Below are 13,046 nucleotides of genomic sequence, written 5' to 3' on the forward strand. Positions count from 1 at the left end.
ATGAAGCGAGGTGAGATTTATTGAGTGCTATCGTTGGTATTTATCATTTGAATAAAAAGAAAGTTTCATGTGAAGAAAGGACGCAAATGATGGATGCTTTGAGCGAATATCCGGCAGATAAAACGAATATCTGGCATAAAGATCATATATTTATGGGGTGTCATGCTCAACATATTACGGAAGAATCGATTAGTGAAATACTACCTTTTTATGATGCTGAGCGCGGCTTAACCATAACAGCTGATGCGATTATAGATAATCGTGATGAACTGTTTGAGTACTTGGCTATTGAGAAGCGTAATCAAAAAGAAATGTCGGATAGCCAATTAATCATGCACGCTTATTGCAAGTGGGGTGAGGCCGCCTTAAATTATTTGATTGGAGACTATGCTTTTGTAATTTGGGATGAGCGCAAGCAAAAGCTATTTGGTGCAAGAGATCCCTCTGGTTATCGCACACTTTATTATTATCATAGTCATACGCTGTTTGCCTTTAGTACAACGATTGAGCCTTTGTTAACTTTAACAGGAATTAAACCTGAGTTAAATGAGCAATGGCTGGCAGAGTATTTAGCAATATCAGGAATGATTGATACATTAGACGCTCGTATGACACCGTATTTGAAGATAGAACAAATACCACCTTTTCATTTATTTACATTGGATAAAAGCAAGATCAAGCTAGAGAAATACGGTTCTTTTCATCCGAAAGAACGCTTGAAGTTAAGATCAAATCAAGAATATATTGAAGCATTTCAAGATGTTTTTCATAAGGCAGTAAATGCAAAATTGCGTACATTTCGAGGGGTTGGATCGCAGTTGAGTGGTGGTTTGGATTCTGGTTCTGTTGCAAGTTTTGCGGCTAGAGAATTAAGAGAAGACAGCAAAAGTTTACATACGTTCACTTATGTTCCAACAAGTGATTTTGTTGATTATACACCAAGTCATTTGATACCTGATGAAAGAGATCTTGTGAAAAAAACCGTCAATTATGTAGGTGGAATGCAGGATTGTTATTATAATTTTATGGGGAGAAACTCTTATTCTGAGATTGATCATTATCTTGATGTTATGGAAATGCCATATAAATTTCTGGAAAATTCATTTTGGCTTAGTGGTATGTTTGAACAAGCACATAATCTGGACTTGGGTGTTTTATTAAACGGAGATAGAGGGAATTTCACTATTTCGTGGGGATCATCAACACCTTATTTTGCCATGCTTATTAAAAAGTTTAGGTGGATTCATTTTCAACGAGAATTTAATCAGTACTGTGAGAGAACGCGTAGCTCGCGTTCTCGATTAATGCCATTCATTCTAAAAAGTGGGTTTCCAAGCCTAAATCAATTATTTAAAAAGTCTTCATCAGCAACGCAATCTATTATAAATCCGAACTTTGCCACTGATACCAAAATCTTTAGTAAATTAAAAGATTATCGTTTTAATAGATCAGGTTGGTTTGCGACCCAAAATGCATATAAACAACGGAAAATTTTATTTGAAGATATTTTGCCATGGAATGCTGGGAATACATTGGATTGTAAATTATCGTTGCGTTACAGATTGTGGAAGCGCGATCCGACTAATGATCTCAGAGTCGTTCGCTTTTGCCTATCCTTACCTGAGGATCAATATGTCCAAGATGGATTAGATCGGGCGCTTGTTCGAAAAGCAACGAAACAGTACTTACCTGATAGCATTCGCTTAAATCAGTCGACTAGGGGTATTCAAGCGGCGGATTGGATTCAAAGAATGATTCCTGTATGGCCGGCTTTTGTAAATGAAGCAAAACAACTATGTAAGGAGACACGTTTGCTAGAATATATCGATGGTGACACGATAGCTTCTTTCGTAAAACACGCTGAAAAGGGACCTAGTCAAGAATATGCTAGGTTTGAATATAGTCTTTTAATGCGATGTCTAATCGTCAATCGTTTTCTGAAAAAATTTAATTGAAAGGAGGTGAATCAAATGTGAAAACCGTGGAAACAACCAACGTTAGGAGTATTAGATGTTAATGAACCTATGTTCTTTGGTTAGTTAGACAAAGGCAAAGACACAAAGGTTGCGAATCTGTGATTGAAAGGAGGTGAACCAAATGAGAAAAGCGTGGACACAACCAACGTTAGAAGTATTAGATATAAGTATGACATTAGCGGGTACGAATTACGTTAATTTTGATGGGAATTTCACTGATGGCTCTCCAATTCCAACAGATGATGATGGTAATCCCTTAATTGGTGAAAGTTAATAATATATAAAGGGAATTTCTGTGGATATCGATACTTAATACTAATGAATGTGGACTCTATCTTTTTTGATAGAGTCCTATTTTTTAAAAAATAAAAGGTGATGATTAAATGTGAACAACCTAGAGCAACAACATGTATATAAGGGGTTTGGATTAATAATAGACAGTTATTTAAGATTGCCAGAAATAGCTCCAGTTAAAGCGTCACATCAGAAGATTGATGTGGTAATAACACGAACGAATTTGGCAGATACATGGTCTCAATTGATAGGAGCTAAAAAGAATAAGACCATTTACGTAAAGAAAGATACGATTATGTTCCGCATCCCTAATGTTGCAACATTTTTCATAGTCAATGGTGATGAAATTCATATTGACCCATTGGCTGATACAAATGAAGATGAGTTAAGGTTATACATTCTTGGAACATGTATGGGCGCTATTTTATTGCAAAGAAAAATATTACCGTTACATGGGAGTGCAATTGTTATTGATGGTAAGGCTTATGCCATTGTTGGCGATTCGGGAGCTGGTAAATCAACATTAGCTTCAGCTTTTTTAAGGAACGGCTATCAGCTTCTTAGTGATGATGTTATTCCTGTGACATTCACTAATGATAATAATCCAATCGTTATTCCAGCCTATCCTTACCAAAAATTGTGGCTAGAAACGTTGGAAAAATACGGAAGGGATTCTAGTGACTTTACCCCCATCTACAATCGTGGAACTAAGTTTTCAATTCCTGTTATTGATCAGTTTGCAAATCAAGCAAAAGAATTGGCAGGGATACTTGAATTAACGAAAACGAACGATGGTTCTATTAAAATTAATGCTATTGAAAAACTGCAGCAATTCGATCTGTTGTTTAAACATACATATCGCAATTTCTTTATTCCACAGTCAGAGTTAACAGATTGGCATTTTCGAACGTCAGCAAAGCTTGTTAATAAGATAGGAATGTTTCAAATTCAACGGCCTGTCACTCGATTTACAGCTGATCAATTAGTAGACGGAATTTTAACAATAATTAGAGGAGAGATGTATTCATATGAAGAGAATTGAGGGTGTTGATAAAAATCAAATGATTAAGCAATTAGAAGGGAATATAGTGAGTGATATGGATGGTGAAAAAGTCATGTTAAGTGTGACTAAAGGAAAGTACTTTAACTTAGGTGAACTAGGAGGAGAAATATGGGATATGATAATAGAACCGATTTCTATCCAACAATTAGTATTGAATTTGCTAGAACAATATGATGTTGATCAAGAAGTCTGTTATCAACAAGTTATAGCTTTTATAAGACAATTAGCAGAAGCTGAATTAATTCAAATTTATGATTGAACCGTGGATGCTAAGGAGAGGTAACAGATGAAAAATATTTTTTATTTTATTAAGCAAATCCATTTATATAGTGGTAAAGCGTTTTATATAAATACATTTGCGTCAATGGGAATTGGTTTGCTGGATGGTGTAGGTATTTTGTTGTTAATTCCCATGATAAGCATAACAGGCATTGTCAATTTAAATACAACAGAATTACCCTTTGCGCGTGTGATAAGTTTTTTGAATGAATTTCCAAATGTGGTGAGTTTATTAATTATATTAACCATATATCTTCTTATTTCAGTAGGACAAAATCTACTAAAACGTTATCTTACCGTCAAAAATTCGATTATTCAACAAGGATTTTTAAGATATTTACAACTTGAAACATATAATTCAATTTTAAAAGCTGATTGGAATTTCTTTCTGAAAAATAGAAAAACAGATCTCATTAATATTTTAACAGTAGAAATCGGTCGTACTAATGCAGGCGCACAAGGATTTTTAAACCTAATTGCATCCGTTGTATTTACGGTGATTCAAATAGGGATGGCTTTATGGCTTTCACCTTCAATTACAACGTTTGTTTTGGTGTGCGGATTATTACTATTATTCCTCAATCGAAAATTTTTAAAACGTTCGATTGCATTAGGTGAGCGCAATTATGAATTATCAAAACATTATCTTTCAGGTATTACCGATCATATCAATGGAATCAAAGATATTAAAAGTAATTCATTAGAAGGACCAAGAATGGAGTGGTACCGTTGGATTACGAAAGAGATACAAGATCAACAAGTCAATTTCATGGCCTTAAAAGCGACAACACAAGCCAATTACAAAAATGCTTCAACTATTTTTATAGCTGCATTTGTTTTTATATCTATTCATTTATTTTCTGCACAAGCTGCATCATTAACATTAATTATTGTAATCTTTTCTAGACTATGGCCTCGTGTTGCAGGGATTCAAAGCTCGTTAGAACAGGTAGCACTTACCATCCCCTCGTTGAAAGCAGTTCGATTGTTACAAAAAGAAACAGAGGAAGCAGCTGAGTTTATAGATGAACCTTTTCAACAGTCTACGGAGCTGTCAATTGATTATGGTATTCACTGTGATCATCTCTCATTTCGTTATGCTAAGGGATGTGGGAAACACGCCCTAAAAGATATTAATATTTTTATTCCGGCTAATAAAATAACCGCTTTAGTTGGAAAATCAGGTGCTGGGAAAAGTACATTAGTAGATGTTTTAATGGGGCTAAATCAACCAGAGAGCGGTCAAACATTAATCGACGGTCATCTTCTTAAAGGTGAACTATTACGTTCATTACGAACTTCGCTAAGTTATGTAGCACAAGAACCATTTTTATTTAATACAACAGTCAGAAAAAATCTTTTGCTCGTTGCTCCAAACGCTAAAGCTCAAGATTTATGGGAAGCGCTAGAATTTGCGTCAGCGGCGGAATTCATCCGAGGATTAGCGGATGGCTTAGATACCGTAATCGGAGATAGAGGGGTTAAATTATCTGGTGGTGAACGGCAAAGACTTGTATTGGCTCGCGCGATTTTACGTAAGCCAGCTGTTTTGATTTTAGACGAGGCAACTAGTGCTCTTGATACAGAAAATGAATTTAAGATTCAACAAGCAATTGAACAGTTAAAAGGTAAAATGACCGTTATTATCATTGCTCATCGCTTATCAACGATTCGAAATGCTGACCAAGTTATTGTATTAGACGAGGGATCAGTGGTTGAACAAGGAAAATATCAACAGCTTTCTGATCAATCAACAGGTGTCTTTAAAAAATTAGTTAGTCAAGCTTAATAGCAACTTTAAAGTAGAGCGATATCACTGCTCTGACTGGGTTTAGGATATCATATTATCTAACTTATTTCGATTGTTATTTGTTATATTATAATGAGTGGATTTCATAATGGCTTGCGCTAACGCTAAACACGCATGTTAATATATAAACATAGCTAAAGAGAAGTGTGTTGACTCACTCCGTCAATCAATGGACTCTTTTTCCTGAGGCATCGCCTCAGCTAACTTGAGTAGCAAAAAACGCTACTCAAGTGGATATTCGACTGACGCTGTCTTCAAGGCGTCTCGCCCATTGTTTCCTCCGCTTAATATAGTCGCTCTTTTCTTCAATTTAATCTTCGTACAAAAAACTATAAATACCTTAGTGGTTACCCCCGAAAGTTAGATTTTTCACTCTAACTTTCGGAGGGCGGTACAAATGCGTACGTTTTTTACTCACACAGTTTTTTATTTGGTAGAATCATAAATATAAAGCTAAGGGAGTGTTTTCGATGGCAAAACCAAAAAGAGATCCTAACTCTGTAAAATTAGCTAACAAGATTATTGAACAGTTAACGTTTACAATCGTTAAGTGATGCTATAAAGTATCTGTTATGTCGAGATACGCTCTTGTACAAGTTAAATTTTTTTGGTGCGAATTTGGTATAAGCACAAATAAGGATCTTGATATAACTGAGTTTAAGACTACTTTCGGTATTTTAAGTTTCATGAATAAATCCTTCAAAAACAAGTTAGTAGAGGGATGACATATATTGCTTTGTTTCAATCTTTAAAAATTCTATGCAATATTTTTTCTTGCTTTTAATCTACTATCCTGAATTGTCCAAAAGAAACCTAGTATTCCCAATCCACCTATTAATCTTGGATGCCAAATAAGCTCGTTTGTTGTATAATGGACATAGGAAGTCCCTCCAGTCTTTTGGTTTGGGTGGTTACTAACCATTATACAAGACTTAGGGAGGTGCTTCCTTTTTTATGTCTTAAACTCATTGAGGCACAAGGGATAAGAATTATGAAATTCATTCATAATTAATAACAAAAAAGAAAATTATGGTCTCTAATTAGCCTATCAATTTTTTTAATAAGTCGGCCATCCTTGATTATCCCAATATAAATCATTTATTAACAGACTTGGCAGACCATTTCGATCAGCATCATAAGCGTGACGGACATAAAGATTATTGTTATAGATAAATTGATGACCTGGTCCGACCCATTTATCATTACCACTATCAAAAACCGTTCCGCCTCCATAAAGCATATTGTTTCCTACTTTATCAAAATAAGGTCCTGTTATGTTTCTTGATCGCCCCACAACAACATTATACGTACTGTTGAGACCATCACAACACGAATCAAATGAAGCAAATAAGTAATAGTATCCATCTCTGTACGTAATACTTGGTGCTTCTATCGCCCCATGTGGATGATTCGGTCTAGCAGCAATGCTATAAGTCTGTCCAGTTGGTTTCATTGTTTGAGCATTCAATCTGGTCAGTTTTATACCACTCCAATGTGAACCATAGGCTAGCCATGGTTCACCCTGAGCATCAATAACTAACTCCCCATCAATCGCATTGTAATTGTTCTGTGTTGTTGATCGAACGACAAGTCCATCATCCCTCCAATTTCCAGATGCAATACTCTCTGTTGACAATAGTCCGATAATTGATTGATTTGAGCCAAAAGAAGAGACGGAATAATATAACCAATAGCGACCATTGTAATAATGGATATCAGGCGCCCATTGATTACTCGTATGATTAGGTACATACTGACGCCACCAACTTAATGGTTGAGGAAATACAACTGGTGCTTCATTCCAATTTCGTCCCTCATCGTGAGAGTAAATTACCCGGATTCCATTCCGATTTACTTCACCTGTTCCAAAAACCCACCACGTGTCTCCTTCTCTAATCATCGAAGGATCATGAATCATAGGGTGTTCATCCATCTCCCAAAATGCTGCAGATACTGAAGCGCCGCCCAGACTAAAGAAAATTAAAACAAATAAGATTACCTTCCAATCCTTTTTCCACATAATTCTCATCCTCTCCTTTTTTGTTAGAATACACCACGAAATGTAAGCGTATTCATGCGTGAATATTTTAACATATATAAGGTGATTAAGTTAACGATTATTTTTAGAAATTTTCGATAATATGAATTAATGGAAAAATTTTCAGGCTGTGTTTTTACCGTAATGATAATACTAACCACTCTGTACTTTCATCAAAAAATTTGGATAATTAAGCAATCATCGGATATGTAACAGTCAGTGACTAGTGAGAGTTTTTTTTCATCATTACTGATAAAAAGATTGATACTTAAACACTTTTCCACCTTGCAGATTTTCTAATTTCTAACATAAACAGATGAAATGTCTAAATTTCCAGTCAATTGCTTCTGAGACGAGATCGTCATTTCTAAAAGAATCGCAGAAACGTTTAATATAGCAAGAGGCAGTGCCATAGACATTGAGATCAATGGAGGGACAGATGCGTATATCGTATCAAAAGTAAATAAAAATGAAGGTAGATTTGTTTCTGATAAGACGCAACCTTTATAGTCTATATCAATAATGCTACTTTAGCTAAAAAAATGAACCTATCAGGTTCGAAAAAATTTAATGTTCTATATGCAGACTCAAAAAAACAGACAGCTGATACAGATTCAGTGATCACTGATTTTGAAGAGAAAAATTCTGATTTCATTAATCATTATAATTAGCAGATTTAAGCTTATAACTGCGGAAAGAATCCCTGTTCTGGGAATATATCAGTCTGGGAGCCACCAAAAATAATGTATCGACGATATAATTCCAGAAAATGTATTTTATGAAATAATTGAATGAAACATTTATCAACCCCTTAGAATGACTAGTGTTTTAAGTGATCTTATCTTTATCCACTCTTTTGTGAAGCAAGATCAGGAAAAACATCTGTTTATATCATCGATTTCTTACCTTAAGGTTGGTAACTTTCTATGACTAGGATGTTAACCCCCCTTTTTTCTTCAATAAATAATCATTCATAGATGTGATGGTCATCTCTTTTAACTCATTGGGTGTAAACTCAATGATACGTCCATGACTGTTTTCGCAAATTTTATAACGCCATGTCTTTGTTGTTCGTTCAACGAGTTGGACATTAATTTTATATTTACTGTACATAAGTTGCTTATTAGCAATAATATCTTTTTGAACCTGTTCAATAAGCTGGTCGAAAAATTGCTCATATAAATAATTGAATTTCAATTGATTAAAAGCATGGCGATCTTTTTTGAAAAGCGTTAAAACAAAAGGTAAAATAATAAAGTTGTTAATGATCTTATGCTTGGTCATACTTTCACCTCTAACAGAACGTTTGTTCTTATTATATGTGATGTGCTAAAAGAAATGCAAACTAATTTATTGGTATAAATGGAAATATATATAGCTGTATAGCCATTAATCATTAGCATGTTAACAATCATCTTTACATATATATGGTGATAGTTATAGCTGAAATTATTGATATATGATAAAATAACAACGTTGTTATTACTAAATATTGTAATTGGAGGGGAGAAAGATGAAACAATTATCTGAAAAACTTGTTCAAAAACAAAACTATCCTGAACGTGTTTTACAGTTTGGTGAGGGGAATTTTATGCGTGCTTTTGTTGACTGGCAGATTGACAAGTTGAATAAAGCTGGATTTTTTAATGGTAGTGTTGTCATTGTTCAGCCAATTGAGCATGGCTTGACTGACAGATTGAATCAACAGGATAATTTGTATACGCTCATTTTAGAAGGTGTGAAAAATGGAGAACCTGTAAGAGAAAAGCAAGTGATTGACTCGATTAGCCGTTCTATTAATCCATACGTGGATAAAGCGCAATATTTAGCATTAGCCAAACAACCTGATTTGAAATTCATTTTCTCAAACACAACAGAAGCTGGTATAGCATTTGACCCACAAGATCAGTTAAGTGATCGTTTAGCGAAGACTTTTCCAGGGAAATTAACCGCATTCTTGTATCAACGTTATTTACATTTTAATGGTGATGACACGAAAGGGATGTACATTATTCCGTGCGAACTGATTGATCGAAATGCTGACAAACTAAAGGCTTGTGTTCTTCAGTATATTCAGTTATGGCAATTAGAAGAAGCCTTTAAAGAGTGGATTGAAACAGCAAATCAGTTTTATTGTAGTCTTGTTGATCGGATTGTGCCAGGCTATCCAGGTGATCAAGCAAACATAATAGAAAAAGAATTAGGTTATCGGGATCAACTCTTGACAGTGGCTGAACATTACCATTTATGGGTGATCGAAGCTGATCGCCATTTACAAGAGCGATTACCAGTTGATCAGATCGGTTTAAATACGTTATTTGTTAGTGATTTAAATCCTTATCGAACGAGAAAAGTTCATATATTAAATGGAACACACACGGCTATGACTCCAGTTGCTTATTTACTTGGTTTAGAAACAGTTGAACAAGCGATTTGTGATCGGCGAGTAGAGCGGTATTTGAAGTTGTTAATCAGCCAAGAGGTCACCCCAACATTACCAATAGAACGCTCAGAATTGGAAGCGTATACAGAATCGGTACTTGAACGTTTTAAAAACCCTTATATTAATCATCAATTAATGAGCATTTCGTTAAATGGAATCGCAAAGTTTGCTACAAGAAATTTACCGGTGCTTAAACAGTATATTAAACAAAAACATCGTTTACCAAAGAAGTTAGTCTTTGCTTTTACATCTTTAATTTATTTTTACCGTGGCAAAAGAGCGGAAGAGAAGATTAGTATAAAAGATGATCAAGCGATATTGGCGTGTTTTAGGGAATTATGGAATAACTTTGATGGAAGTGAAGAAGCTGCAAGTGTGTTAGTTAGTCAAGTTTTACAACAAGAGAAATGGTGGGGCGAAGATTTAACACAAATGAATGGTTTGACGGAGATGATGGCAGAGATGCTGATTGATATTGATCAAAATGGTTTAGAAGCAGCATTATTATCAGTTATAGGAGCTGATACTAATGCCTAAATTCATCCAACTTCAGGAACATGATAATGTGGTCGTTGCTTTAACGGCGTTAAAAGCAGAAGAGACGTTGCAGGTTAATGGGGAAACATTGACTTTACAAGAAACAATACCGCAAGGGCATAAAATCGCCATTAAAGCCATTGAAAAAAATGAGGATGTGATCAAGTATGGCTATCCAATTGGTCATGCAATCACAACAATTAAACAAGGTTCGCGCGTGCATACGGATAATATGCGTACCAACTTGTCTGGAATAGAAAACTATCATTATCAGCCTAAACTTACAAATAGCAAACGGTTTGAACAGGAAGAGCGCTTCTTTAATGGTTATCAAAGAAAGAATGGAGATGTAGGGATTCGAAATGAATTATGGATTGTTCCTACTGTTGGTTGTGTCAATGGTGTAGCTGAACATATGTTAAAACAATTTATTAAAGAAGTAGAAGATATAGCACCGTTCGATCAAGCACTTGTCTTAAGTCATCAGTATGGTTGTTCACAATTAGGTGACGACCATGAGAATACACGCCAAATTCTTTCAGATGTGGTGCATCATCCGAATGCAGGTGGTGTATTGGTATTGGGTTTAGGGTGTGAGAATAATATTGTTGAAGATTTCAGACAAGGGTTAGGGGAATATGATCAAGAGCGTGTTCAATTTCTTGTGACCCAATTTGTCGGTGATGAAATTGCAGCAGGCGTACGTAAACTAAAGCAGATTCATGAGGCAGCAAGTCAGGATCATCGCGAACCTATTTCTCTATCGAAATTAAAAATAGGCTTAAAATGTGGAGGATCTGACGGTCTTTCGGGTATAACAGCTAACCCATTAGTAGGCGAGTTCTCTGATTATTTGGTTGCACAAGGTGGAACAACGGTTTTAACAGAGGTACCTGAAATGTTTGGCGCTGAAATGATTCTTATGGAGCGTGCTGAAAATGCGCATGTATTTAACAAAACGGTTGCAATGATCAATGATTTTAAAGCATATTTTATAAAAAATGATCAACCTGTTTATGAGAACCCATCTCCAGGTAACAAAGATGGAGGGATTACAACATTAGAAGATAAATCATTAGGCTGTACACAGAAAGCTGGAACGTCCACCGTAAGAGATGTGTTAACGTATGGTGAACGTTTAAAAACAACAGGCTTGAATTTACTGAGTGCTCCGGGCAATGACCTTGTCGCTTCATCTGCTTTGGCTGCTTCAGGCTGTCACATTGTATTATTCACGACAGGAAGGGGAACGCCTTTTGGAACTTTTGTCCCAACGATAAAAATCTCTTCAAACAGTCAGATTTATCAAAAAAAACCACACTGGATTGATTTTGATGCGGGTAAGCTCTTAAGTTATCAAAAAGAAGAAGTACGAGATCAATTTATTGATTATATCGTTGCTATTGCCAATGGCGCTAAAGCTAAAAATGAACAAAATGATTATCGTGAATTAGCTATTTTTAAAACAGGTGTCACACTGTGACAGACTATTTTAATTAAAAAAAAAGATGAAAAAAATTGATAACTTATGAATCGCCTTCAATGGAGGATATGGCTCCTCCATTGAAAGGTTTTATCTTACTTTTATGATGAAGGAGCTTTCACATGACTGAAATTGAGACGTTTATTGATCAGTTATATCAAAGCAAATTGAAGTCCGCTACAGCCTGCGCAAGCAAAGAAAAGCTAGCACAACAGTTGGGTATTTTCACTGCTTCAGATTCGCCACATCGATATAGGGATGCGAGAATAGTAGACGAAATTAATGAGTCAGCTTATCTTCGGCGTTTATGGTCGATTCCAACGATTAATGGATTGCATATGGCGACCTATCAGCTTGTGCCGCAAATAACAAATACGTTAAATCAATATGCGATCTTGATCATTCCTGGACATGGTTATGGTCATCGAGAGTTAGTTGGCTTAACAGTGGATAATACTAAGCTAAAAAAGATCAGTATTTATAAAAATATTGCCATTACGTTAGTTAAGAAAGGATTTCATGTTTATGTGCCAGAGTTGGTCGGTATGGGAAAACGCCGATTAATAAGGGATGGACAGACTCCCCCCACTGAAAATACATGTTATCAGCTAGCAGCTCAACTTCTTTTGTTAGGTTACACATTAACGGGACTCAGAGTAAGTGAATGTCAACAACTAATTGAATTTATGCAGACTATGCCTGATCAAAAACCCGATAAATTAGGTGTGGTTGGTTTTTCAGGAGGTGCACTTATTTCAATGTGTCTAGCTATATTGAATACGAATATTCAAACGACGCTTTTAAGTGGTTATCCTGCTTATTTTAAAGACAGTATTATGGCGAGGAGACACTGCTTAGATAATTATATTCCTGACATGCTGACTTTGGGGGAAATGCCAGATTTATTAAAGCAAATTGCCCCACGGTCATTATTTATCGAATCTGGAAATCAAGATCACCTCTTTCCAATTGCTTCAGCTAGACGAGTAATAAATAATATTGAAAATCATTATCAATCGATTGGAGCTCAAGAAAATTTTTCTTACCACTTATTTCAAGGTGGGCATGAAATTAATGGAACGCAAGCGATAGAATGGTTAGTAAATCAAATGAATAAATAAGG

The 13,046-nt window shown here is 35.4% G+C and carries 10 protein-coding genes; 8 read left to right on the forward strand and 2 right to left on the reverse strand.

Annotated elements, in window-relative coordinates; genetic code table 11:
* Positions 1-20 precede the first annotated feature (20 nt).
* The 5 genes from JOE23_RS04580 (at position 21) to JOE23_RS04600 (ending at position 5,401) form a co-directional block, all read left to right on the forward strand.
* Positions 21-1,955, forward strand: coding sequence for an asparagine synthase-related protein (locus JOE23_RS04580; RefSeq protein WP_204436118.1), 1,935 nt, complete (start codon positions 21-23; stop codon positions 1,953-1,955).
* Between the two features lie 142 nt (positions 1,956-2,097).
* A complete protein-coding gene (locus JOE23_RS04585; protein WP_017471994.1) occupies positions 2,098-2,250 on the forward strand; it encodes a paeninodin family lasso peptide in 153 nt (50 codons plus the stop codon).
* Between the two features lie 111 nt (positions 2,251-2,361).
* The gene (locus JOE23_RS04590; protein WP_204436119.1) at positions 2,362-3,312 is read left to right on the forward strand and encodes a phosphoenolpyruvate carboxykinase (ATP); all 951 of its coding nucleotides are present in this window, start codon (positions 2,362-2,364) and stop codon (positions 3,310-3,312) included.
* A complete protein-coding gene (locus JOE23_RS04595; protein WP_204436120.1) occupies positions 3,299-3,592 on the forward strand; it encodes a lasso peptide biosynthesis PqqD family chaperone in 294 nt (97 codons plus the stop codon). The genes JOE23_RS04590 and JOE23_RS04595 overlap by 14 nt, the downstream gene beginning before the upstream one ends.
* A 27-nt stretch (positions 3,593-3,619) precedes the next feature.
* The gene (locus JOE23_RS04600) at positions 3,620-5,401 is read left to right on the forward strand and encodes an ABC transporter ATP-binding protein (protein ID WP_204436121.1); all 1,782 of its coding nucleotides are present in this window, start codon (positions 3,620-3,622) and stop codon (positions 5,399-5,401) included.
* 1,078 nt (positions 5,402-6,479) lie between these two features.
* On the opposite strand, the gene JOE23_RS04605 is transcribed toward JOE23_RS04600, so the two are convergent.
* Positions 6,480-7,442 carry an arabinan endo-1,5-alpha-L-arabinosidase AbnA gene (locus tag JOE23_RS04605; RefSeq protein ID WP_239585261.1) on the reverse strand — a complete coding sequence of 321 codons (963 nt, stop codon included), beginning with the start codon at positions 7,440-7,442 and terminating at the stop codon, positions 6,480-6,482.
* 948 nt (positions 7,443-8,390) lie between these two features.
* The gene (locus tag JOE23_RS04610) at positions 8,391-8,744 is read right to left on the reverse strand and encodes a YhjD family protein (RefSeq protein ID WP_204436123.1); all 354 of its coding nucleotides are present in this window, start codon (positions 8,742-8,744) and stop codon (positions 8,391-8,393) included.
* 229 nt (positions 8,745-8,973) lie between these two features.
* Between JOE23_RS04610 and JOE23_RS04615 the strand changes: the two genes are divergently transcribed.
* The 3 genes from JOE23_RS04615 to JOE23_RS04625 all read left to right on the forward strand — a co-directional run bounded on the left by JOE23_RS04615 (position 8,974) and on the right by JOE23_RS04625 (position 13,044).
* The gene (locus JOE23_RS04615) at positions 8,974-10,440 is read left to right on the forward strand and encodes a tagaturonate reductase (protein WP_204436124.1); all 1,467 of its coding nucleotides are present in this window, start codon (positions 8,974-8,976) and stop codon (positions 10,438-10,440) included.
* Entirely contained in the window at positions 10,433-11,923 is a 1,491-nt protein-coding gene (locus JOE23_RS04620; protein ID WP_204436125.1) for a UxaA family hydrolase, read from the forward strand. Before JOE23_RS04615 ends, JOE23_RS04620 begins: the two co-directional genes overlap by 8 nt.
* Positions 11,924-12,045: 122 nt before the next feature.
* Positions 12,046-13,044 carry an alpha/beta hydrolase family protein gene (locus JOE23_RS04625; protein ID WP_204436126.1) on the forward strand — a complete coding sequence of 333 codons (999 nt, stop codon included), beginning with the start codon at positions 12,046-12,048 and terminating at the stop codon, positions 13,042-13,044.
* Positions 13,045-13,046 lie beyond the last annotated feature (2 nt).

The sequence above is a fragment of the Amphibacillus cookii genome (genome assembly GCF_016908375.1).
Taxonomy (GTDB): domain Bacteria; phylum Bacillota; class Bacilli; order Bacillales; family Amphibacillaceae; genus Amphibacillus_C; species Amphibacillus_C cookii.

Coding starts and splice junctions, on each gene's coding strand:
- JOE23_RS04585 (WP_017471994.1), top strand. CDS start 2,098: ATGAGAAAAGCGTGGACACAACCAACGTTAGAAGTATTAGATATAAGT.
- JOE23_RS04595 (WP_204436120.1), top strand. CDS start 3,299: ATGAAGAGAATTGAGGGTGTTGATAAAAATCAAATGATTAAGCAATTA.
- JOE23_RS04600 (WP_204436121.1), top strand. CDS start 3,620: ATGAAAAATATTTTTTATTTTATTAAGCAAATCCATTTATATAGTGGT.
- JOE23_RS04605 (WP_239585261.1), bottom strand. CDS start 7,442: ATGTGGAAAAAGGATTGGAAGGTAATCTTATTTGTTTTAATTTTCTTT.
- JOE23_RS04610 (WP_204436123.1), bottom strand. CDS start 8,744: ATGACCAAGCATAAGATCATTAACAACTTTATTATTTTACCTTTTGTT.
- JOE23_RS04615 (WP_204436124.1), top strand. CDS start 8,974: ATGAAACAATTATCTGAAAAACTTGTTCAAAAACAAAACTATCCTGAA.
- JOE23_RS04620 (WP_204436125.1), top strand. CDS start 10,433: ATGCCTAAATTCATCCAACTTCAGGAACATGATAATGTGGTCGTTGCT.
- JOE23_RS04625 (WP_204436126.1), top strand. CDS start 12,046: ATGACTGAAATTGAGACGTTTATTGATCAGTTATATCAAAGCAAATTG.